The sequence below is a fragment of the Dactylosporangium roseum genome, assembly GCF_025264685.1.
Lineage (GTDB): Bacteria > Actinomycetota > Actinomycetes > Mycobacteriales > Micromonosporaceae > Dactylosporangium > Dactylosporangium roseum.
Window position 1 is genome coordinate 7,326,156 of sequence record NZ_CP073721.1, and the last position, 22,815, is coordinate 7,348,970.

The window sequence follows — 22,815 nt, forward strand, 5'->3', positions numbered from 1 at the left end:
GGGCGGCGCCGAGCTTGGCGGAACGACGGCCTTACTTGGCCTTTTCGAGGATCTCCACGACCCGCCAGCGCTTGGTCGCCGACAGCGGTCGGGTCTCCATGAGCAGCACACGGTCGCCGATGCCGCACGCGTTCTGCTCGTCGTGCGCCTTCAGCTTGCTGGTGCGGCGCATGACCTTGCCGTACAGCGGGTGCTTGACCTGGTCCTCGACCGCCACGACGACGGTCTTGTTCATCTTGTCGCTGACCACGAGGCCCTCGCGGACCTTGCGGCGGCCGCGCACCTCGGTGCCCGACTCGGTCGTCTGCTCGCTCATGCTCATGCCACCTCAGCCACAGCGTCGGGCGCGGCCGAAAGACCCAGTTCGCGCTCGCGCATGATCGTGTAGATCCGGGCGATGTCCCTGCGGATGACCTGCAGTCGCCCATGGTTGTCCAGTTGACCCGTGGCCGACTGGACGCGGAGGTTGAACAGCTCCGCCTTGGCTTCCCGCAGCTTCTCGACCAGGCCCTCGTCGGACAGCTCACGCAGCTCGGTCGCCTTGATACCGGCGGCCATCAGACATCAGCCCCTTCACGCGTGACGATCCGGCACTTCAGCGGAAGCTTGTGGATCGCGCGGCGCATTGCTTCCCGGGCGATCTGCTCGTTCGGGAACGACATCTCGAAGAGGATCCGGCCCGGCTTGACGTTGGCCACCCACCACTCCGGCGAACCCTTACCGGAACCCATCCGGGTCTCGGCCGGCTTCTTGGTGATGGAGCGGTCCGGGAAGATCGTGATCCAGACCTTGCCGCCACGACGGATGTGACGGGTCATGGCGATACGCGCCGACTCGATCTGCCGGTTGGTGATGTAGGCCGGCTCGAGGGCCTGGATACCGAACTCGCCGAAGACCACGCGGGTGCCACCCTTGGCCGCGCCGTGGCGGTCCGGGTGGTGCGGCTTACGGAAGCCCTTCGGGGGCTTGCGTGGGATCAGCATTCGTCAGCCCTCCTGCTGCTTTTCGGCCGGTGCCGGCGCGGCCTCGGCCGCAGCGGCGGGCTCGCTCTGCTGCCCGGCGGCCTGAGCCGCCGCAGCCGCACGACCGGCCTCGGTGCCACCGGCGGTCGTGCCGGAGGAGCCGGAACGCCCACGACGCGGCCGCTCGGGCCGGTCGGCACGCTCACGACGACCACGCGGGGCGGCGGCCTCGGCCGGCGCCTCGCGACCCGGAACGGCGTCGCCCTTGTAGATCCAGACCTTCACGCCGATACGGCCGAAGGTGGTACGGGCCTCGAAGAAGCCGTACTCGATGTTCGCGCGCAGCGAGTGCAGCGGCACGCGACCCTCGCGGTAGAACTCGGTGCGGCTCATCTCGGCACCACCGAGGCGGCCGGAGACCTGCACCCGGATGCCGCGCACCAGCGGGTTCTTCATCGCCGACTGCATGGCCTTGCGCATCGCCCGGCGGAAGCTGACCCGGCTGGATAGCTGCTCGGCCACGCCCTGCGCGACGAGCTGCGCGTCCGACTCGGGGCTCTTCACCTCGAGGATGTTGAGCTGCACCTGCTTGCCGGTGAGCTTCTCCAGCTCGGCGCGGATGCGGTCGGCCTCGGCGCCCTTGCGGCCGATGACGATGCCCGGACGGGCCGTGTGGATGTCCACGCGGACCCGGTCGCGGGTGCGCTCGATGTCGACCTTGGCGATGCCGGCCCGCTCCAGACCCTTGGCCATCATCCGACGGATCTTGACGTCCTCGGCGATGTAGTCCTTGTAGAGCTTGTCGGCGTACCAGCGGGACTTCCAGTCGGTGCTGATGCCGAGCCGGAACCCGTGCGGGTGAACCTTCTGACCCATTACTCGGTCCCTTCCTCGGCGTCAGCCGTCGTGGCTGCCGCCTTCTTGGCCGGAGCCGTCTTCGCCGGCGCGGCCTTCTTCGCCGGGCGCGACTCCTCGTCGGTCTCCGGCGTGACGGCCTTCGCGGCCTTGGTCGCCTTGGCGACGCCGGCCTTCGCGGCGCGCGCCTGGGCGGCCGGGACGCTCTCGACCACGATCGTGATGTGGCTGGTGCGCTTGCGGATCCGGTACGCACGACCCTGCGCCCGCGGCCGGAACCGCTTGAGCGTCGGGCCCTCGTCGACGTAGGCCTCGGCGACCAGGAGCGAATCGGGGTCGAGACGCTCGTTGTTCTCTGCGTTGGCGATGGCGCTCGCGAGCACCTTGTAGACCGGCTCGCTCGCCGACTGCGGTGCGAACTGGAGCACCGTGAGCGCCTCGCGCGCGGGCAGGCCGCGGACGAGGTCCACCACACGGCGCGCCTTCATCGGCGACACGCGCACGTGGCGCGCGATCGCCCGGGCACCGGGCAGCGCCGCCTCGCTCTTCGTTGGCATCGGGAAATCCCCTTGATTCCTATCGGCTGCCTTAGCGGCGGCGGCTCTTCCGGTCGTCCTTCTCGTGACCCTTGAAGGTGCGGGTCAGAGCGAATTCGCCGAGCTTGTGCCCGACCATCGCCTCGGTCACGAAGACGGGCACGTGCTTGCGTCCGTCGTGGACGGCGATCGTGTGCCCGAGCATCTCGGGGACGATCGTCGACCGGCGTGACCAGGTCTTGATGACGTTCTTGGAGTTCTTGGCGTTCTGGACTTCCACCTTCTTGATCAGGTGGTCGTCGACGAACGGGCCCTTCTTCAGGCTGCGAGGCATTGCTCAGGCTCCTTAGCCGCGCTTCCGGGTGGCGTAACGCCTACGGACGATGAGACGGTCGCTCGGCTGGCCCTTGCGCCGCGTGCGGCCCTCCGGCTTGCCCTTCGGGTTGACCGGGTGACGACCACCCGAGGTCTTGCCCTCACCACCACCGTGCGGGTGGTCGATCGGGTTCATGGCGACGCCACGGACGGTCGGGCGCTTGCCCTTCCACCGCATACGGCCGGCCTTGCCCCAGTTGATGTTCGACTGGTCGGCGTTGCCGATCTCGCCGACGGTGGCACGGCAGTGCACCTCGACGCGCCGGATCTCACCCGACGGCATGCGCAGGGTCGCGTACTGACCCTCGCGGCCCAGTAGCTGGATGCCGACGCCGGCCGAGCGGGCCAGCTTGGCGCCACCGCCCGGGCGCAGCTCCACGGCGTGGACCGTGGTGCCGACCGGGATGTTGCGCAGCGGCAGGTTGTTGCCCGGCTTGATGTCCGCGCCGACCCCCGCCTCGACCCGGTCCCCCTGCTTGAGGTCCTTCGGGGCGATGATGTAGCGCTTCTCGCCGTCGGCGTAGTGCAGCAGCGCGATGCGCGCGGTCCGGTTGGGGTCGTACTCGATGTGCGCGACCTTGGCGGGGATCCCGTCCTTGTCCGCACGGCGGAAGTCGATCAGCCGGTACTGGCGCTTGTGGCCGCCGCCCTGGTGGCGCGCGGTCACCCGCCCGTGGACGTTGCGACCGCCCTTGTTCGGCAGCGGCACGACCAGCGACTTCTCCGGCGTCGACCGGGTGATCTCCGCGAAGTCGGCAACGCTCGAACCACGACGACCGGGCGTCGTCGGCTTGTACTTACGGATAGCCATCGTCTATACCCCTCAGCTCACCGGTCCGCCGAAGGCTTCGATCCGGTCACCTTCGGCGAGCTTCACCATCGCCCGCTTCGTGTCCTTGCGCTTGCCCCAACCCGTGCGGGTCCGCTTGCGCTTGCCTTCGCGGTTGATGGTGTTCACCGACAGGACGCGGACGTTGAAGATCTGCTGGATAGCGATCTTGATCTCCGTCTTGTTGGCGTCCGGGTGCACCAGGAACGTGTACCAGTTGCGGTTGAGCTCGCTGTAGCTCTTCTCCGAGACCACCGGCTGGATGATCACGTCACGCGGGTCTGCGATCGTCGCCATGGCTCAGCCCTCCTCGTTGCTGTCGGCGTCGGCGCTGTCCGCACCGAACTCGGCCGGCACCCCGAGGAACTCGTTGAGCGCCGCGGTCGTGAAGACGACCTGGTCGGCGACGAGCACGTCGTGGGTGTTGAGCTGGTCGGCGACCAGCAGGTGCACCGACTGCTCGTTGCGCAGGCTCAGCCAGTTGGCCTCGTCGTCCCGCGCGAGGACCACCAGGACCCGGCGCGCGTCGGCGATGCCGCGCAGCACCTTGAGCGCTTCCTTGGTCTTCGGGGTCGAGCCCTCGATGAAGGTCTCCACGACGTGGATGCGGCCGTCACGGGCACGGTCGGAGAGCGCGCCACGCAGAGCGGCGACCTTCATCTTCTTGTTCACCCGCTGGGTGTAGTCCCGCGGCTGCGGGCCGTGGACAACGCCACCACCGGTGAACTGCGGAGCGCGGATCGAGCCCTGGCGGGCACGACCGGTGCCCTTCTGCTTGTAGGGCTTCTTGCCGCCGCCGGCGACCTCGCCGCGCGTCTTGGTCTTGTGCGTGCCCTGGCGGGCCGCGTTGAGCTGCGCCACGACGACCTGGTGCATCAGCGGGATGCTGGCCTGAGCGTCGAAGATGTCGTCCGGAAGCTCGACGGTGCCGTTGGTGGCGCCGTCGACCGTCTTGATGTCAACGGTGGTCACTTGGTGATCCCACCCTTCTGCGACTTCGCCTCGGTCTTGGCCGCGCTGCGCAGCAGCACCAGGCTGCCCTTCGGGCCCGGGAGCGCGCCGCGGACGAGGATCAGACCGTCCTCGGCGTCCACGCGCTGCACGGTGACGTTCTGCACGGTGTAGCGCACGCCACCCATGCGACCGGCCATCCGCACGCCCTTGAAGACGCGACCCGGGGTCGCGCAGGCGCCGATCGAGCCGGGCGAGCGGTGCTTGCGCTCGACACCGTGGCTGGCGCGCAGACCGCCGAAGCCGTGGCGCTTCATGACACCCGCGAAGCCCTTGCCCTTGCTGCGGCCGGTCACGTCGATGCGCTGACCGGCGGTGAACGCGTCGGCGGTGATCTCCTGACCGAGCGTGTATTCACCGGCGTCGGTCGTGCGCAGCTCGACGATGTGCCGGCGCGGCGCGACGTCAGCCTTGGCGAAGTGGCCGGCGCGCGGCTTGTTGACCTTGCGCGGGTCGATCTGGCCCCACGCCAACTGGATCGCCGAGTAGCCGTCGTTGTCGGGCGTGCGGACCTGGGTCACGACGCACGGGCCGGCCTGCACCACGGTTACCGGGACAACCTTGCCGTTGTCCCAGACCTGGGTCATGCCGAGCTTCTCACCCAGGATGCCCTTGACTTGCCTGTCCATAAGTCCGAGTCCCTACAGCTTGATCTCGATGTCGACGCCAGCAGGCAGGTCGAGTCGCATGAGCGAGTCGACCGTCTTGGGGGTCGGGTCGATGATGTCGATCAGGCGCTTGTGCGTGCGCATCTCGAAGTGCTCGCGCGAGTCCTTGTACTTGTGCGGCGAGCGGATCACGCAGTAGCGGTTGATCTCAGTGGGCAGCGGCACCGGCCCAGCGACCTGAGCCCCGGTGCGCGTGACCGTCTCGACGATCTTCCGCGCCGAGGAGTCGACGACCTCGTGGTCGTAGGCCTTGAGCCGGATGCGGATCTTCTGTCCCGCCATGGTGGCTTCAGTTCCTTCTCTCATGCGGGGCCTTGCAACCCCGCGAACCCCGAAGGGTCCGGTGCCGCCTAATGGTGTCTGTCCGACCCCCGCGGTCGGGCGTGTCGCGGCCAAGGGCCAGGCTCCGCCGCCGACGTCCCGCGCGGGACCGCTGGTGGCTTCGGAGACCAACCCCAGGGCGTGCCACGCCCGGATCGCGGAGATGAGCGCCCGTCATATGACTGACGCCGCGCGGAAGCGGTCGAGACTCCTCATTGAGCAGGGCTGTGTGAGTGAGCCTCGACCGCTCCGCGACGCAACCCGACCATTATGCCGCATGTCTACGGCAAAGTGAAATCGGGGTACCTCAGGTGTATTTACTTGATGATCTTCGTGACGCGGCCGGCGCCGACGGTGCGACCACCCTCGCGGATCGCGAAGCGGAGATTCTCCTCCATGGCGATCGGCTGGATGAGCTGCACGGTCATCGTGGTGTTGTCACCCGGCATGACCATCTCGGTGCCTTCCGGCAGCGTGACGACGCCGGTGACGTCGGTGGTGCGGAAGTAGAACTGCGGCCGGTAGTTCTGGAAGAACGGCGTGTGCCGGCCACCCTCCTCCTTGGAGAGGATGTAGACGGTCGCCTCGAAATCGGTGTGCGGCGTCGTGGTGCCGGGCTTGATGACGACCATGCCCCGCTCGACGTCCTCGCGCTTCACACCACGCAGGAGCAGACCGACGTTCTCGCCGGCGCGCGCCTCGTCGAGGATCTTGCGGAACATCTCGATGCCGGTGCAGGTGGTCCTGATCGACTTCGGCCGAATGCCGACGATCTCAACCTCCTCGTTCGGCTTGAGGATGCCACGCTCGCAACGGCCGGTGACGACCGTGCCACGACCGGTGATCGTGAAGACGTCCTCGATCGGCATGAGGAACGGCTTCTCGGTCTCACGCTCGGGCTGCGGGATCGCGGTGTCGACCGCGTTCATCAGCTCCATAAGCGCGCCGGCCCACTTCTCGTCGCCCTCGAGCGCCTTCAGCGCCGAGACGCGCACGACCGGAGCGTCGTCGCCCGGGAACTCCTGGCTCGACAGCAGCTCACGGACCTCGAGCTCGACGAGCTCAAGGAGCTCCTCGTCCTCGACCATGTCGCTCTTGTTGAGCGCCACGACGATGTACGGCACACCGACCTGGCGGGCCAGCAGCACGTGCTCGCGGGTCTGCGGCATCGGGCCGTCGGTCGCCGCGACCACCAGAATCGCGCCGTCCATCTGGGCAGCACCGGTGATCATGTTCTTGATGTAGTCGGCGTGACCGGGGCAGTCAACGTGCGCGTAGTGCCGGTTCGCGGTCTGGTACTCGACGTGGGCGATCGAGATCGTGATGCCGCGGGCCTTCTCCTCCGGCGCCTTGTCGATCTCGTCGAACGGCGTGTACGGGTTGAGGTCCGGGTACTGGTCGTGCAGGACCTTGGTAATGGCCGCCGTCAGCGTCGTCTTGCCGTGGTCAATGTGACCAATGGTGCCGATGTTGACGTGCGGCTTAGTCCGCTCGAACTTCGCCTTCGCCACTGGTGTCCTCCTGTGGACTTCTTGGTTCATGGTGTGCCAGCGCTGGAAGCGCCGACGCACCCTGTCGACGGGTCATCCCCCGCGAACGCGGGGAATCACTACTCTCCGGTCGCCTTCGCGATGATCTCCTTCGCCACGTTCGCGGGAACCTCGGCATAGGAGTCGAACTGCATCGAGTAGCTCGCCCGGCCCTGGGTCTTCGACCGGAGGTCGCCGACGTAGCCGAACATTTCCGACAACGGCACCGTGGCGCGGACGACACGGGCACCGCCCCGCTCCTCCATCGCCTGGATGGTGCCACGCCGGGAGTTGAGGTCGCCGATGACGTCGCCCATGTTCTCTTCCGGGGTGGTCACTTCGACGGCCATCAGCGGCTCGAGGAGCACCGGGTTGGCCTTGCGGGCCGCCTCCTTGAGCACCATCGAGCCGGCAATCTTGAAGGCCATCTCCGAGGAGTCGACCTCGTGGTACTGGCCGTCCAGCAGGGTGACCTTGAGACCCACCAGCGGGAAGCCCGCGAGCACGCCATACTGCATCGCGTCCTGGACACCGGCGTCGACCGAAGGGATGAACTCCTTCGGGATACGACCACCGGTGACCGCGTTGACGAACTCGTAGGTCGGGCCGTCGGCGGTCTGCACGAGCGGCTCGAGCTTGATGATGACCCGCGCGTACTGGCCGGAGCCACCCGTCTGCTTCTTGTGGGTGTATTCGACCTTCTCCGCGGCGGACTTCACCGTCTCGCGGTAAGCCACCTGCGGCTTGCCGATGTTGGCCTCGACGTTGAACTCGCGCCGCATGCGGTCGACGAGGATGTCGAGGTGCAACTCGCCCATGCCGGCGATGACCGTCTGCCCGGTCTCCTCGTCGTTCTTGACGCGGAACGTCGGGTCCTCCTCGGCGAGCCGCTGGATGGCGGTGCCCAGCTTCTCCTGGTCGGCCTTCGTCTTCGGCTCGATCGCCACCTCGATGACCGGCTCCGGAAAGGTCATCGACTCGAGGATGACCGGGTTGGCCGGGTCGCACAGCGTGTCACCGGTGGTGGTCTGCTTGAGACCCTGCACGGCGATGATGTCGCCGGCGCTGGCGCTGGTGCGCTCCTCACGCTTGTTCGCGTGCATCTGGTAGATCTTGCCGATCCGCTCCTTGCGGTCCTTGGTGGAGTTGACCACCTGGGAACCGGACTCGAGCGTGCCGGAGTAGACGCGCACGTAGGTGAGCTTGCCGAGGTGCTTGTCGGTCTGGATCTTGAAGGCCAGGCCGGAGAACGGCTCGTTGACCGACGGCTTGCGCGAGAGCGGGGTCTCGCCGTCGGTGGCGATGCCCTCGATCGCCGGGATGTCCAGCGGTGACGGCAGATAATCGACGACGGCGTCGAGCATGGGCTGCACGCCCTTGTTCTTGAACGCCGAGCCGCAGACGACCGGGTTGAGCTTGCCGGCGATGGTCGCCCGGCGGATCGCCGACTTCAGGTCCTTGACGTCGATCTCGTCGCCGTCGAGGTAGCGGACCATGATGTCGTCGTCGGCCTCGGACAGGGTCTCGAGGAGCTTCTCGCGGTACTCGTTGGCCTGGTCGACCAGGTCCGCCGGGATCTCCTCGATCGCGTAGTCCTCACCCTTCTGGGTTTCGCCGCGCCAGGTCAGCGCACGCATCTCCAGCAGGTCGACGACGCCGATGTGGTCGCCTTCCAGGCCGATGGGGATCTGCAGCACCAGCGGCGTGGCGTTGAGCCGGTCGACCATCATCTGCACGCAGCGGAAGAAGTCGGCACCCGTGCGGTCCAGCTTGTTGACGAAGCACATACGCGGGACGTTGTACTTGTCCGCCTGGCGCCAGACGTTCTCGGTCTGGGGCTCCACACCGGCCACACCGTCGTAGACCGCCACCGCGCCGTCCAGAACGCGCAGCGACCGCTCGACCTCGACGGTGAAGTCGACGTGCCCGGGCGTGTCGATGATCTGGATCGTGTGGCTCTTCCACTCGCACTTGGTGGCGGCGGAAGTGATGGTGATGCCCCGCTCCTGCTCCTGCTCCATCCAGTCCATGACCGCCGCGCCCTCGTGGACCTCGCCGATCTTGTACGTGATGCCGGTGTAGAAGAGGATGCGCTCGGTCGTCGTCGTCTTACCGGCGTCGATGTGCGCCATGATGCCGATGTTGCGGACCTTGGCGAGGGCGGCGTCTGCGGCAGCCACTACAAATCCCTACTTCGTCTCTCGTCGGATCGCTGGGGAAGCGTCGCTTACCAGCGGTAGTGCGCGAAGGCCTTGTTGGACTCCGCCATCTTGTGGGTGTCCTCGCGGCGCTTCACCGAAGCACCAAGACCGTTGCTCGCGTCGAGCAGCTCGTTCATGAGCCGCTCGACCATGGTCTTCTCGCGGCGGGCGCGAGAGTAGGTGACCAGCCAGCGCAGGCCCAGCGTCGTCGCGCGGACCGGCTTGACCTCGACCGGCACCTGGTAGGTCGCGCCACCGACGCGGCGGCTGCGGACCTCGAGGGTCGGCTTCACGTTGTCCATGGCGCGCTTGAGCGTCACCACGGGGTCGGTGCCGGTCTTCTCGCGGGCGCCCTCGAGAGCGCTGTACACGATGCGCTCGGCGAGCTGACGCTTGCCCTCGACCAGGATCTTGTTGATCAACTGCGTGACGAGCAGGGAGTTGTAGACCGGATCCGCCACGAGCGGCCGGCGCGGCGCGGGGCCTTTACGCGGCATGTCAGCTCTTCTCCTTCTTCGCGCCGTAACGGCTGCGAGCCTGCTTGCGGTTGCGGACGCCCTGGGTGTCCAGCGAACCGCGGATGATCTTGTACCGGACGCCGGGGAGGTCCTTCACACGGCCGCCACGGACCAGCACGATCGAGTGCTCCTGAAGGTTGTGACCGACACCGGGGATGTAGGCCGTCACCTCGATGCCGTTACTCAGCCGCACACGGGCCACCTTGCGCAGCGCCGAATTGGGCTTCTTCGGCGTGGTCGTGTACACACGCGTGCAGACGCCCCGCCGCTGCGGGCTTCCCTTGAGCGCCGGCGTCTTCGTCTTGCTCAGCTTCGCCTGGCGGCCCTTGCGGACCAGCTGCTGGATCGTAGGCACTGGGCCTGCCTCTCCCTTCGGCCTCGCGGCCGCACGTCTTCTTCTTCGCTGTCTCCACGGCGTGGACCGGCACCCGCGGTCGGGCGTGTCGCCTATTCCGCGACCCGGCCCGTTTGATCCCAGCCCGGGGTTGTGGTCCGCACCCACCCTCATTCCCGCGGAGGCGGGCCGATGTGGGCGCACGCACGAGTTGCCCGGCAAAGCCGGGCACGAGGGGAAAGAGTACCCACCGTGAGGACGCTGGTCAAAATCGCCCGGGTGCCCCTTGACGGAACACTCTTCACACCTAGAGTACCCGGTCGCGGATCGACGTTGCCGGGGGGCTCCAGATCGAGGTCATGAGGTTGCCAGAAGGAAGGCGAGCAGGAGTGAGAACAGCGCGAATCCCGCCCCCACCGAGCCCAGCACCATCCCCGTGATCGCCATGCCCCTACCGGTGACGCCGCGGCCGGCCAGCCGGATTTGCCGCATGCCGAAGACACCCAGTCCGACGGCGCCCAGCCCGAGGAAGACCGCCAGGGCCGTGAACGCCCCTCCAGCGGCCGGGCCCCAGCCCTCCTGCGCGCCACCCACGCCGAGGCAGGTGACGAACAGCGAGACGAGGATCGAGGCGACGCCGGCCACCAGGCTGCCGATGGACGGCCCGCTCGGCGTCGACTGGACCAACGGATACGCGACCCCGAAGGGGGTGCCCTGCACCACATCGACCCGCATCGCCGGCGCTGCCGCGGGCGTGGGGATCGACGGTGGAGGCGGCGGAGGAAATCCCGGATAGCCACCCGGCTGACCGGCGGGGTAGCCCATCAGTTGACCGTCGGGTCGAAGTCGGTGCCGCGCTGCCGGGCATAGGTGAGCAGGCCGATGATGGCCAGCACCACGAGCATGGCGACGGCCAGCACGATGCCGGTCCAGGCGAGCCGCACACCGGTGCGCAGCCGTTTGGCGCCGAGCAGGAACCCGTCGGCCGCCACCAGCTCGCGGTGCGACTCCTTGGCCATCAACAGGGCGATGGTCGCCGGGATCACCCCGCCGAGGAACGGCCCGGTCACCACGGACAGCAGGCCCAGGCCCAGCACGGCCGATGCCTTCGTCGCGCGGACCGGATCCGGGTCGAGCGGGTGCCGGGTCGTGGACGTCACTCCACGACGATAACCGGTGCGACGCACTGAGGGCGGAGGCACAGGCCCCCGCCCTCAGTGGATGACGCTCGCCGCGGTTAGCGGAACGACCCCAGGTCGAAGTCGTCGAGCGGCACGGCCTGCCCGCTGGCCGGCCCGAAGCCGTAGTCGGCCTCCGGGTAGCCGGTCATGGAGTAGACCTTGGCCTTCGCCTCCTCGGTCGGCTCCACCCGGATGCTGCGGTACTTGCTGATGCCCGTACCGGCCGGGATGAGCTTACCGATGATGACGTTCTCCTTCAGACCGATCAGCGAGTCGCTGCGCGCGTGGATCGCCGCGTCGGTCAGCACCCGGGTCGTCTCCTGGAACGAGGCCGCGGACAGCCACGACTCCGTCGCCAGCGACGCCTTGGTGATACCCATGAGCACGGGACGGCCGGCCGCCGGCTCGCCGCCCTCGGCGACGACGCGGCGGTTCTCCGCCTCGAACAGCGCCCGGTCCACGAGCACACCCGGCAGGAACTCGGTCGAGCCGGAGTCGATGACCGTCACCCGCTTGAGCATCTGGCGAATGATGATCTCGATGTGCTTGTCGTGGATGAGCACGCCCTGGGAGCGGTACACCTCCTGGACCTCGGAGGTCAGGTGGACCTGGACCGCCCGCGGACCCATGATGCGCAGCAGCTCGTGCGGGTCGATGGTGCCCTCGGTGAGCTTCTCGCCGACCTCGACGTGTTCGCCGTCCTGGATGCGCAGCTTGACGCGCCGACTGAGCTTGTCGTGGACGATCTCGTCGCTGCCGTCGTCCGGCACGATGATGATCTTCCGCATCCGCTCGCCGTCCTCGATGCGCACGCGACCGGGGGTGTCGGCGATGGGCGCCTTGCCCTTCGGCACGCGGGCCTCGAAGATCTCCTGCACACGGGGCAGACCCTGGGTGATGTCCTCACCCGCGACACCACCGGTGTGGAAGGTACGCATCGTCAACTGCGTGCCCGGCTCACCGATCGACTGGGCGGCGATGATGCCGACCGCCTCGCCGACGTCGACGGTCTTGCCCGTGGGTAGCGACCGGCCGTAGCAGGCGCCGCAGACGCCCAGCTTCGACTCGCAGGTGAGCACGCTGCGAACCCGGACGGTCTCGACCTCGGCGTTGACCAGCAGGTCCACCACGATCGAGTTAATGTCCGTGCCACGCTCGGCGACGATCTTGCCGTCCTTGTCACGCACGTCGTCCGCGAGGGTACGGGCGTGGACGCCCGTCTCCGCGTGCGAGTGCACGCGCAGCACGCCGTCCTCCAACTCGCCGACCGCCATCGGGATGGCGCGGTCGGTGCCGCAGTCCTCCTCGCGGATGATGACGTCCTGCGAGACGTCGACCAGACGACGGGTGAGGTAACCCGAGTCGGCGGTCCGCAGCGCGGTGTCGGCCAGACCCTTCCGGGCGCCGTGCGTGGAGATGAAGTACTCCAGCACGGACAGACCCTCCCGGTACGAGGCCTTGATCGGCCGCGGGATGATCTCGCCCTTCGGGTTGGCCACCAGGCCGCGGATCGCGGCGATCTGACGGAGCTGGAGGAGGTTACCGCGGGCACCCGAGTTGATCATCTTCCACAGCGGGTTTTCGCGCGGCAGCGCGCTCTCCATCTCCTTGGCGACCTCGCTGGTCGCCTTGGTCCAGATCTCGATCAGCTCACCACGACGCTCCTCGGCCGTCATGAGACCGCGCTGGTACTGCTTGTCGATCCGCTCGGCCTCCCGCTCGTAGCGCTCGAGGATCTCGCGCTTGCGCGGCGGCTGGATGACGTCCTCCATGCCGATGGTGACGCCGGACCAGGTGGCCCAGTGGAACCCGGCAAGCTTGAGCGCGTCGAGGGTCGCCGCGAGGGAGACCTTCGGGAAGCGCTCGGCCAGGTCGTTGACGATCGCCGACAGTTGACCCTTGCGGATCTCGTAGTTGACGAACCGGTACCCGACCGGGAGCGTCTCGTTGAAGAGCACCCGGCCGAGGGTCGTCTCGATCGTGACGGGGTCACCCTGCTGCCAGCCCTCCGGCGCCTCCCACGGCGTGGCACCCACGCCGTTGTCGACGCCGACGATGTCCCGCAGCCGGATGTTCACCGGCGCCTGCAGGTGCAGCTCGCCGTTGTCGAAGGCCATCCGCGCCTCGGCGTCCGAGCTGAACGTGCGCCCCTCACCCGTGAGGTTCTTCTGGATGTGGGTGAGGTGGTACAGGCCGATGACCATGTCCTGGGTGGGCATGGTGACCGGCTTGCCGTCGGCCGGCTTGAGGATGTTGTTGCTGGACAGCATGAGGATGCGGGCCTCGGCCTGCGCCTCGGCGGACAGCGGCACGTGCACGGCCATCTGGTCGCCGTCGAAGTCGGCGTTGAAGGCGGTGCAGACGAGCGGGTGGATCTGGATCGCCTTGCCCTCGACCAACTGCGGCTCGAAGGCCTGGATGCCCAGACGGTGCAGGGTCGGCGCGCGGTTGAGCAGCACCGGGTGCTCCGCGATGACCTCCTCCAGCACGTCCCACACGACCGGGCGCTGACGCTCGACCATGCGCTTGGCCGACTTGATGTTCTGCGCGTGGTTGAGATCCACCAGGCGCTTCATCACGAACGGCTTGAACAGCTCCAGCGCCATCTGCTTGGGCAGGCCGCACTGGTGCAGCTTGAGCTGCGGGCCGACGACGATGACCGAACGGCCGGAGTAGTCGACGCGCTTGCCGAGCAGGTTCTGGCGGAACCGGCCCTGCTTGCCCTTGAGCATGTCGGACAGCGACTTCAGCGGCCGGTTGCCCGGGCCGGTGACCGGACGACCGCGGCGGCCGTTGTCGAACAGCGCGTCGACGGCCTCCTGCAGCATCCGCTTCTCGTTGTTGACGATGATCTCCGGGGCACCCAGGTCGATCAGGCGCTTGAGCCGGTTGTTCCGGTTGATCACCCGCCGGTACAGGTCGTTGAGGTCGCTGGTCGCGAACCGGCCGCCGTCGAGCTGCACCATGGGGCGCAGGTCCGGCGGGATCACCGGGACGCAGTCCAGCACCATGCCAAGCGGCGAGTTGCTGGTGTTCAGGAACGCGGCGACGACCTTCAGGCGCTTGAGCGCCCGGATCTTGCGCTGGCCCTTGCCGCTGCGGATGGTCTCCCGCAGCAGTTCGGCCTCGTCGTCCAGGTTCAGGTTCTCCAGCAGAGCCTTGATCGCCTCGGCGCCCATCGCGCCGGAGAAGTACTCACCGAACCGGTCGCGCAGCTCGCGGTAGAGCAGCTCGTCGGTGATGAGGTTCTTGCGCTCCAGCTTGCGGAACGTCTCCATGACCTCGTCGAGGCGGTCGATCTCGCGCTGCGCGCGGTCCCGGATCTGCCGCATCTCGCGCTCGCCGGCCTCCTTGACCTTGCGGCGCACGTCGGCCTTGGCGCCCTCGGCCTCCAGCTCGGCCAGGTCCTGCTCGAGCTTGGCGGCGCGCTTCTCGATCTCCGAGTCGCGGGCGTTCTCGGCCTGCCGCTTCTCGGCCGACACCTCGTTCTCGAGGGTGGCGAGGTCGCGGTGGCGGGCCTCCTTGTCGACGTTGGTGATCACGTACGACGCGAAGTAGATGATCTTCTCGAGGTCCTTCGGGGCCAGGTCCAGCAGATAGCCGAGCCGGCTGGGCACACCCTTGAAGTACCAGATGTGCGTCACGGGAGCGGCGAGCTCGATGTGGCCCATGCGCTCACGGCGGACCTTCGCCCGGGTCACCTCGACGCCGCAGCGCTCACAGATGATGCCCTTGAAGCGGACACGCTTGTACTTGCCGCAGTAGCACTCCCAGTCCCGGGTCGGACCGAAGATCTTCTCGCAGAAGAGCCCGTCCTTCTCCGGCTTCAGGGTGCGGTAGTTGATCGTCTCGGGCTTCTTGACCTCGCCGTGCGACCACTGCCGGATGTCGTCGGCCGTGGCCAGGCCGATGCGGAGCTCGTCGAAGTAGTTGACGTCGAGCACTTCGTCTATGTCCTCACGATTCAGTTGCTCGGGTAATTGCTAGGTCGCGGGTGCGGCGGCGGCCCTACAGGCTGGGGTTGGACCGACGCCGCCCACGAATCACACTTCCTCGACGCTGCTCGGCTCGCGCCGCGAGAGGTCGATGCCCAACTCCTCGGCGGCGCGGAACACCTCGTCGTCCGTCTCGCGCATCTCGAGGGCCACACCGTCGCTGGAGAGCACCTCGACGTTCAGGCACAGCGACTGCAGCTCCTTGAGGAGCACCTTGAAGGACTCCGGGATACCCGGTTCCGGGATGTTCTCGCCCTTGACGATCGCCTCGTAGACCTTGACGCGTCCGAGGACGTCGTCGGACTTGATCGTCAGCAGCTCCTGCAGTGCGTAGGCCGCGCCGTAGGCCTGCATGGCCCAGCACTCCATCTCACCGAAGCGCTGGCCACCGAACTGCGCCTTACCGCCCAGCGGCTGCTGGGTGATCATCGAGTACGGCCCGGTGGAGCGAGCGTGGATCTTGTCGTCGACCAGGTGGTTGAGCTTGAGGATGTAGATGTAGCCCACCGCGATCGGGTCGGGCAGCGGCTCGCCGGAGCGACCGTCGAACAGCCGCGCCTTTCCGCTCGCCCCGATGAGCTGGTTGCCGTCCCGGTTGGGCAGCGTGCTGCTCAGCAGGCCGGCGATCTCCTCCTCCTTGGCGCCGTCGAAGACCGGGGTCGCCACGTTGGTGTCCGGCTCGGACTCCCCCGCGTTGATGGCCTTCAGCGCGCGCTTCCAGTCGGCGTCCTCACCGTCGATCTTCCAGCCGGTCTTGGCCACCCACCCGAGGTGGGTCTCCAGCACCTGGCCGATGTTCATACGGCTGGGCACACCGAGAGGGTTGAGAACGATGTCGACGGGCGTGCCGTCCTCGAGGAACGGCATGTCCTCGACCGGAAGGATCTTCGAGATGACGCCCTTGTTGCCGTGGCGGCCGGCGAGCTTGTCGCCGTCCTGGATCTTCCGCTTCTGAGCCACGTAGACGCGGACCAGCTCGTTGACGCCCGGGGACAGCTCGTCGCCGTCCTCGCGGCTGAAGGTCCGGACGCCGATGACCGTGCCGGTCTCGCCGTGCGGCACCTTGAGGCTGGTGTCGCGCACCTCGCGGGCCTTCTCGCCGAAGATCGCGCGGAGCAGCCGCTCCTCCGGGGTCAGCTCCGTCTCGCCCTTGGGCGTGACCTTGCCGACGAGAATGTCGCCGGTCGTGACCTCGGCGCCGATCCGGATGATCCCCCGCTCGTCGAGGTCGGCGAGCATCTCCTCGCTGACGTTCGGGATGTCGCGGGTGATCTCCTCCGGCCCCAGCTTGGTGTCGCGGGCGTCGACCTCGTGCTCCTCGATGTGGATCGAGGTGAGGACGTCGTTCTGCACCAGCTTCTGGGACAGGATGATCGCGTCTTCGTAGTTGTGACCCTCCCACGGCATGAACGCCACGAGCAGGTTGCGCCCGAGGGCCATCTCGCCCTCGTCGGTGCACGGACCGTCGGCGATGACCTGACCCGCCTCGACCCGGTCGCCCTCGAAGATCACCGGCTTCTGGTTGACGCAGGATCCGGAGTTGGAGCGGCGGAACTTGTGCAGGAGGTACGTCCGGCGGTGGCCGTCGTCCTGGTGGATCGTGATGTAGTCGGCGCACATGTCCTCGACCACGCCGCCCACCTCGGCCACGACCACGTCACCGGCGTCGACGGCGGCGCGGTATTCCATGCCGGTGCCGACGAGCGGCGACTCGGCCTTGACCAGCGGCACGGCCTGGCGCTGCATGTTGGCGCCCATCAGTGCCCGGTTGGCGTCGTCGTGCTCGAGGAACGGGATCATCGCGGTGGCGACCGAGGTCATCTGCCGCGGTGAGACGTCCATGTAGTCGACCTGGTCGGCGGGGACGTTGTCGACCTCACCGCCCTTTCGCCGGACGAGGATGCGGTCCTCGGCGAAGGTGCCGTCGCTCTTCAGCGGAGCGTTGGCCTGCGCCTTGACGAACCGGTCCTCCTCGTCAGCCGTCAGGTAGTCGATCTGGTCGGTCACCCGGCCGTCGACCACCTTGCGGTACGGCGTCTCGACAAACCCGAACGGGTTGACGCGCGCGAACGTCGACAGCGCGCCGATGAGACCGATGTTCGGACCCTCGGGGGTCTCGATCGGGCACATGCGGCCGTAGTGCGACGGGTGCACGTCACGGACCTCGAAGCCGGCCCGCTCACGCGACAGACCACCCGGGCCGAGCGCGCTCAGCCGGCGCCGGTGGGTCAGGCCCGCCAGCGGGTTGGTCTGGTCCATGAACTGGGATAGCTGCGACGTGCCGAAGAACTCCTTGATCGCCGCAACGACGGGGCGGATGTTGATCAGGGTCTGCGGCGTGATCGCCTCGACGTCCTGCGTGGTCATGCGCTCGCGCACGACGCGCTCCATCCGGGACAGGCCCACGCGGACCTGGTTCTGGATGAGCTCGCCGACCGTGCGCAGGCGCCGGTTGCCGAAGTGGTCGATGTCGTCGGCCTCGTAGCCCTCTTCGCCGGTGTGGAGCCGGCAGAGGTACTCGACCGTGGCGACGATGTCCTCTTCGGTGAGCACGCCCTGGGTGATCTGGACGTCCAGTTCGAGCTTCTTGTTGAACTTGTATCGACCAACCTTGGCGACGTCGTATCGCTTCGGGTTGAAGAAGAGGTTGTCCAGCAGGTTCTGGGCGTTCTCCCGCGTCGGCGGCTCACCCGGCCGCAGCTTGCGGTAGATGTCCAGCAGCGCCTCGTCCTGACCGGCGATGTGGTCCTTCTCGAGCGTGGTCATCATGAGCTCGGACCAGCCGAACTTCTCACGGATGCGCTCGGCCGACCAGCCGATGGCCTTGAGCAGGACAGTGACCGCCTGCCGGCGCTTGCGGTCGATGCGGACACCGACGGTGTCGCGCTTGTCGATGTCGAACTCCAGCCAGGCGCCCCGGCTCGGGATCACCTTGACGCTGGTGAGGTCGCGGTCGGAGGTCTTGTCTGGCTGCTTGTCGAAGTACACGCCCGGGGATCGGACGAGCTGGCTCACCACGACGCGCTCGGTGCCGTTGATGATGAACGTGCCCTTGGGCGTCATCATCGGGAAGTCACCCATGAACACCGTCTGGCTCTTGATCTCGCCAGTGGTGTGGTTGGTGAACTCCGCCGTCACGAACAGCGGCGCGCAGTAGGTGAGGTCCTTCTCCTTGCACTCCTCGATCGGGGCCTTGACCTCGTCGAAGCGCGGCGAAGAGAACGACAGTGACATCGTGCCGGAGAAGTCCTCAATGGGACTGATCTCGTCAAGGATCTCCGCAAGCCCCGAGCGGGCGTGCGGATCACCGGCCGAGCGGCTCTGCCAATTCTCGTTGCCAACCAACCAGTCGAACGAGTCGGTTTGGATCGCAAGGAGGTTGGGAACCTCAAGGTGTTCGGTGATCCTGCCGAAGGAGATCCGGCGGGGAGCGAAAGCGCTCGATTGACTGGTCTTCGCAGGGCGGGAAGCTGCCAAGATGCGTCCTTCCGAGGACCGGTGGTGCAGACAGGCCGTTTCGCGTGCAGCCTGACGACCCCCAGCGTCAAGGGTGCCCACAAAGAGGCCCCTCAAGCCAGAGGTGAAGTCAGAAGACAGCGCAAACTAGCAGTGTAGCCGAAAGGCTAACCGCTGTCGAGCGGTCTCGTGCACGATGTTTCAAACGATCTTTTCCCGAAGATCGTTTCCTCACCGGCCGAGCCGCTCGCGTCGGCCGTGGCCTGCGGCTTCACCAGTCGAGGCGCTCAGAGCCGAACCCAAGAAGGGCCGGAGCGCATCGGTCGGGCCGCTGGCCGCCGCGTCCGCGGAAGGCAGTGCCTGATTAGCGTGCCTGGCCGCTGGTCATCGCGTCAAGGGTTCCCACGCGCGTCGGGGCACCATGACAGATATCTCGCACTCCAACCACTAAGTGTTGTGGTCGACACCCCTAGATCTTGGGTCCTTACACCTCGGACCCGTCCGGCAAACGTGAGGGCGGCCGCCGGAATTCCGGCGGCCGCCCTTCCGGCGATGGGCCAGATTACTTGAGGGTGACCTTGGCGCCCTCGGCCTCGAGCTTCGCCTTGGCCTTGTCGGCGCTCTCCTTGTTGGCCTTCTCCAGGACCGGCTTCGGTGCGGCCTCGACGAGGTCCTTGGCCTCCTTCAGGCCCAGGCCGGTCAGCTCACGCACGACCTTGATGACCTGAATCTTCTTGCCGCCGTCACTCTCGAGGACGACGTCGAACTCGCTCTGCTCCTCGACCTCGGGGGCAGCGGCGGCACCGACCGGGCCGGCCGCGGCAATCGCGACGGGGGCGGCAGCGGTGACGTCGAAGGTGGTCTCGAACTCCTTCACGAACTCGGAGAGCTCGATGAGGGTCATCTCCTTGAACGCGTCGAGGAGTTCCTGGCTGCTCAGCTTCGCCATGGTGGCGGGTTCCTTTCAGAAAGTGTGATGTGGGGCACCGGCCTATTCGGCCGCGCCGCCGGATTCCTTCTCGCGCTTTTCCTGCAGAGCCGCCACGGTGCGGGCCGTCTTGGACAGCGGCGCCTGGAACAGCGCCGCGGCCTTGCTGAGGCTGCCCTTCATGGCGCCGGCCAGCTTGGCCAGCAGCACCTCACGAGACTCGAGGTCGGCCAGGCGACGGACCTCGTCCGCGCTGATGGCCTTGCCTTCGAACACGCCGCCCTTGATGACGAGCAGCGGGTGGGCCTTCGCGAACTCGCGCAGGCCCTTCGCCGCCTCGACCGGGTCGCCGGAGACGAAGGCGAGCGCGGTAGGACCGGTGAACAAATCGTCGAGACCGCTGATGCCAGCGTCCGTCGCGGCACGCTTCGCGAGCGTGTTCTTCGCGACGGCGTACGTGGTCTCACGGCCCAGGCTGCGGCGCAAGGTCTTGAGCTGCGCCACGGTCAGGCCGCGGTACTCGGTCAGCACGGTGGCCGTCGAACCACGGAAGGCCTCGGTGAGCTCCGCGACCGCGGTGGCCTTGTCGTCTCGAACCGGCTTGTCCGCCATGTCCCTCCTCTCTCCTTGCTTCGGTGCTGGTCACCTGCCGGCGATCCGCAGCAACGAAAAACGCCCCGGCGCAGGGGCGCACGGGGCTTCGGAGGGCGCACAGTGGCGCCGACGTTCGCTTTGTCGCGGCCCTGCGCGGGTCGCCCGCGTTGATGCGGGACCTTCGACATCGCCCGCCTGTCGGCAGGGAGATGTGACCAGCGGTCTTCGGGTTTCGCTCCATTTATACATGGCGGAATCGGTACGGCCAAATTACGGCCGGCTCAGCCGCAACCTCGCATGAACGCTGATGGCTACCGCGGTCCACAGGACGCCCCAGCCGGTCGCCACGGCCACGGCCGCCAGGTCCGCGCCGCCGACCGTTTCCCGGGCGGTCGCCATCACCGGGGGCGCGAGCCACGGTGCCGGTGAGCTTTTCAGGCCGAGGACGATCGCCAGCACCACCCCGCCGACGAGGACCGCCAGGCCGCGGGCCGTCTGGCCGGCCGCCGCACGGCTGGCCAGGGCACCCAGCGCCACCGCCGGCAGCAGGAGCAGCAGATGGGCCCAGACGCCGAGCGCGACGCCTTCACCGAGCGAGGGGTCGCCGGCCTTCTCCGGACCCGTCACGCCGCCCACCGCCCACGGCAGGACCAGCGCGATCAAGATGAACGGGAGGCCGGCCAGGGCCGCCGCCACGACCCCTGCGGCGATCTCCCTGCCGGCGCCACCGGCCGCCACGCGGCTCAGCCGCCGCTGCACGTCGGGCTCGACGTCGAGGAGGATCTTCGTCTGCCAGGCGAGGACCGCGAACAGGACCGCGGCGGAGACCCCGTAGGCCTCACCGGCCTGCGCCTGCCCGCCGCCGTAGAGCACCGAGAGCACCACCAGCGCCGCCAGCAGCGGGGCGGCGGCCCGTCCGGTCTGCACGAAGCCGGCCAGTCGCATGCGAACCAGGGCGGTCATCGGATCGCGGCCTCGTCACGTACACCCACGATGTCAAAGCCCTCGGCGCGCAACCGCGCGACGGCGGCCAGCGCGTCCGCGGACGCCACCGCCACCTCGATCACCTGCCGACCGGCGAGCCGCTCGCCCTCGGCGACCTCGCCGTCGCGGACATACCAGCGGCGCGCGTGCGGCAGTCGCGCGACTTCGCCGAGATGGTCACTGACCAGCACCGATCCTCCGCGCTCGACGACCTCCGCGACGATGCCGGGCACCTGCTCGCGGGTCTGTGCGTCGAGTCCCTCCCACGGCTCGTCGAGCACCAGAAGGCCGGGCGGTGCGAGCAGGGCCTGGACCAGGCCGACCTTCTGCGCGGAGCCTTTCGACAGCCGGCTCAGCCGCACGTCGAGGAAGTTGGTGAAGTGCAGCCGGTGTGCCCACCGCTCGATGTCCGCGGTGCCGTCGAGGCCGCGGATCGCCGCCGTGTGGCGCAGATGCGTACGAGCGGTGAACGGCTGATCGGCGGGGAAGCGCTCCGGCACCCACCCGACCACGGCCGGCCGGTCGCTGATCGTGCCACGGCTCGGGCGCAGGATGCCCGCTACGACCTGAAGCAGCGTCGACTTGCCGGCCCCGTTGGGGCCCTCGACGACGGCCACCTCACCCGGCGGCAGGCGCAGGCCGACGCCGCGCAGCGTCCAAGGCGCCTTTCGGCCGTATCGGAACCAGACGTCCTGCAACAGCACCGGGACAGCGTGCCATAGACACGCTGTCCCGTGTTGTCCCGCTGGTCTTGCGAGGTTACTCCGCGGCGTCGTCCTCGAGGAGGTTGCGCGTGCGGTTCGGGTCGACCGGGATGCCCGGACCCATGGTGGTGGTGATGAAGATCTTCTTGAGGTACTTGCCCTTGGCCGCCGAAGGCTTGGCCCGGTTGACCTCTTCGAGGACCGCGGCGTAGTTCTCGACGAGCTGCTGATCGGTGAAGCTGGCCTTGCCGATGATCAGGTGCAGGTTCGAGTGCTTGTCGACGCGATAGGTGATCTTGCCACCCTTGATCTCGTTGACCGCCTTGGTGACGTCCATCGTGACCGTGCCCGTCTTCGGGTTCGGCATCAGGCCGCGCGGGCCCAGGATCCGCGCGATCCGGCCGATCTTGGCCATCTGGTCGGGCGTCGCGATCGCCGCGTCGAACTCCAGCCAGCCTTCCTGGATCCGGGCGACGAGGTCATCGGTGCCCACGGCGTCGGCGCCGGCGGCCTCGGCCTCGGCGGCCTTGGCGCCCTGCGCGAAGACGATGACGCGGGCGGTCTTGCCGGTGCCGTGCGGCAGGTTCACCGTGCCGCGGACCATCTGGTCGGCCTTGCGCGGGTCGACGCCCAGACGCATGGCCACCTCGACGGTGGGGTCGAACTTGACGGTCGACGTCTGCTTGGCGAGCTTGACGGCGGCGGCGGGGCTGTACAGCGCGTTGCGGTCGACGAGCTCGACGACCTTGCGGTAGTTCTTACCGTGCTGCGACATTCTGGCTCTTCACTCCTGTGGTGATCGTGCGGGCACCCCGATGGGTCGCCCTCCCACGT

General features: G+C 67.8%; 23 protein-coding genes and 1 pseudogene. All 24 read right to left on the reverse strand.

The window, feature by feature from the left end; translation table 11 throughout:
• Positions 1–31: 31 nt before the first annotated feature.
• On the reverse strand, positions 32–316 hold the full coding sequence (rpsQ, locus tag Drose_RS34350) for a 30S ribosomal protein S17 (RefSeq protein ID WP_238007611.1): 285 nt from the start codon (positions 314–316) through the stop codon (positions 32–34).
• A gap of 2 nt (positions 317–318) precedes the next feature.
• Positions 319–558 (reverse strand): 50S ribosomal protein L29, encoded by a 240-nt coding sequence (gene rpmC / locus Drose_RS34355; protein ID WP_190249380.1) that lies wholly within the window; start codon positions 556–558, stop codon positions 319–321.
• Positions 558–983, reverse strand: a complete 426-nt coding sequence (gene rplP, locus Drose_RS34360) for a 50S ribosomal protein L16 (protein ID WP_260725391.1) — start codon at positions 981–983, stop codon at positions 558–560. Before rplP ends, rpmC begins: the two co-directional genes overlap by 1 nt.
• Before the next feature lie 3 nt (positions 984–986).
• The gene (gene rpsC, locus Drose_RS34365; protein WP_260725392.1) at positions 987–1,838 is read right to left on the reverse strand and encodes a 30S ribosomal protein S3; all 852 of its coding nucleotides are present in this window, start codon (positions 1,836–1,838) and stop codon (positions 987–989) included.
• Between the two features lie 95 nt (positions 1,839–1,933).
• A pseudogene (gene rplV, locus Drose_RS34370) lies at positions 1,934–2,374 on the reverse strand (50S ribosomal protein L22); the annotation flags it as partial.
• A gap of 31 nt (positions 2,375–2,405) precedes the next feature.
• On the reverse strand, positions 2,406–2,687 hold the full coding sequence (gene rpsS, locus Drose_RS34375; RefSeq protein WP_190249384.1) for a 30S ribosomal protein S19: 282 nt from the start codon (positions 2,685–2,687) through the stop codon (positions 2,406–2,408).
• Between the two features lie 12 nt (positions 2,688–2,699).
• A complete protein-coding gene (gene rplB, locus Drose_RS34380) occupies positions 2,700–3,539 on the reverse strand; it encodes a 50S ribosomal protein L2 (protein WP_260725394.1) in 840 nt (279 codons plus the stop codon).
• Between the two features lie 12 nt (positions 3,540–3,551).
• Positions 3,552–3,854 (reverse strand): 50S ribosomal protein L23, encoded by a 303-nt coding sequence (gene rplW, locus Drose_RS34385; RefSeq protein WP_033357665.1) that lies wholly within the window; start codon positions 3,852–3,854, stop codon positions 3,552–3,554.
• A 3-nt stretch (positions 3,855–3,857) separates the two neighbouring features.
• The gene (gene rplD, locus Drose_RS34390; protein ID WP_260725395.1) at positions 3,858–4,529 is read right to left on the reverse strand and encodes a 50S ribosomal protein L4; all 672 of its coding nucleotides are present in this window, start codon (positions 4,527–4,529) and stop codon (positions 3,858–3,860) included.
• Entirely contained in the window at positions 4,526–5,197 is a 672-nt protein-coding gene (gene rplC / locus Drose_RS34395) for a 50S ribosomal protein L3 (protein ID WP_260725396.1), read from the reverse strand. Before rplC ends, rplD begins: the two co-directional genes overlap by 4 nt.
• Positions 5,198–5,209: 12 nt before the next feature.
• The gene (gene rpsJ / locus Drose_RS34400) at positions 5,210–5,518 is read right to left on the reverse strand and encodes a 30S ribosomal protein S10 (RefSeq protein ID WP_018347762.1); all 309 of its coding nucleotides are present in this window, start codon (positions 5,516–5,518) and stop codon (positions 5,210–5,212) included.
• A gap of 356 nt (positions 5,519–5,874) precedes the next feature.
• Positions 5,875–7,068, reverse strand: coding sequence for an elongation factor Tu (gene tuf / locus Drose_RS34405; protein WP_260725397.1), 1,194 nt, complete (start codon positions 7,066–7,068; stop codon positions 5,875–5,877).
• Between the two features lie 98 nt (positions 7,069–7,166).
• The gene (gene fusA, locus Drose_RS34410) at positions 7,167–9,266 is read right to left on the reverse strand and encodes an elongation factor G (RefSeq protein ID WP_313899969.1); all 2,100 of its coding nucleotides are present in this window, start codon (positions 9,264–9,266) and stop codon (positions 7,167–7,169) included.
• A gap of 47 nt (positions 9,267–9,313) precedes the next feature.
• Positions 9,314–9,784 carry a 30S ribosomal protein S7 gene (gene rpsG, locus Drose_RS34415; protein WP_260725398.1) on the reverse strand — a complete coding sequence of 157 codons (471 nt, stop codon included), beginning with the start codon at positions 9,782–9,784 and terminating at the stop codon, positions 9,314–9,316.
• Between the two features lies 1 nt (position 9,785).
• On the reverse strand, positions 9,786–10,160 hold the full coding sequence (gene rpsL, locus Drose_RS34420) for a 30S ribosomal protein S12 (protein ID WP_033357671.1): 375 nt from the start codon (positions 10,158–10,160) through the stop codon (positions 9,786–9,788).
• Between the two features lie 336 nt (positions 10,161–10,496).
• On the reverse strand, positions 10,497–10,964 hold the full coding sequence (locus tag Drose_RS34425) for a hypothetical protein (RefSeq protein WP_260725399.1): 468 nt from the start codon (positions 10,962–10,964) through the stop codon (positions 10,497–10,499).
• Positions 10,964–11,299: a hypothetical protein gene (locus Drose_RS34430; RefSeq protein WP_260725400.1), complete on the reverse strand. Its 336-nt coding sequence runs from the start codon at positions 11,297–11,299 to the stop codon at positions 10,964–10,966. Before Drose_RS34430 ends, Drose_RS34425 begins: the two co-directional genes overlap by 1 nt.
• A gap of 77 nt (positions 11,300–11,376) precedes the next feature.
• A complete protein-coding gene (locus Drose_RS34435) occupies positions 11,377–15,264 on the reverse strand; it encodes a DNA-directed RNA polymerase subunit beta' (RefSeq protein WP_260725401.1) in 3,888 nt (1,295 codons plus the stop codon).
• Positions 15,265–15,363: 99 nt separating this feature from the next.
• Positions 15,364–18,792, reverse strand: a complete 3,429-nt coding sequence (gene rpoB / locus Drose_RS34440) for a DNA-directed RNA polymerase subunit beta (protein ID WP_260725402.1) — start codon at positions 18,790–18,792, stop codon at positions 15,364–15,366.
• 541 nt (positions 18,793–19,333) lie between these two features.
• A complete protein-coding gene (rplL, locus tag Drose_RS34445; RefSeq protein WP_260725403.1) occupies positions 19,334–19,720 on the reverse strand; it encodes a 50S ribosomal protein L7/L12 in 387 nt (128 codons plus the stop codon).
• A 42-nt stretch (positions 19,721–19,762) separates the two neighbouring features.
• Entirely contained in the window at positions 19,763–20,311 is a 549-nt protein-coding gene (rplJ, locus tag Drose_RS34450; RefSeq protein WP_259859822.1) for a 50S ribosomal protein L10, read from the reverse strand.
• 252 nt (positions 20,312–20,563) lie between these two features.
• Positions 20,564–21,256 carry a hypothetical protein gene (locus Drose_RS34455; protein ID WP_260725404.1) on the reverse strand — a complete coding sequence of 231 codons (693 nt, stop codon included), beginning with the start codon at positions 21,254–21,256 and terminating at the stop codon, positions 20,564–20,566.
• Positions 21,253–21,981 (reverse strand): ATP-binding cassette domain-containing protein, encoded by a 729-nt coding sequence (locus Drose_RS34460; protein WP_260725405.1) that lies wholly within the window; start codon positions 21,979–21,981, stop codon positions 21,253–21,255. Before Drose_RS34460 ends, Drose_RS34455 begins: the two co-directional genes overlap by 4 nt.
• A gap of 55 nt (positions 21,982–22,036) precedes the next feature.
• Complete coding sequence (gene rplA / locus Drose_RS34465; protein ID WP_260725406.1) at positions 22,037–22,756, reverse strand: 50S ribosomal protein L1; 720 nt, start codon at positions 22,754–22,756, stop codon at positions 22,037–22,039.
• Positions 22,757–22,815: the final 59 nt, after the last annotated feature.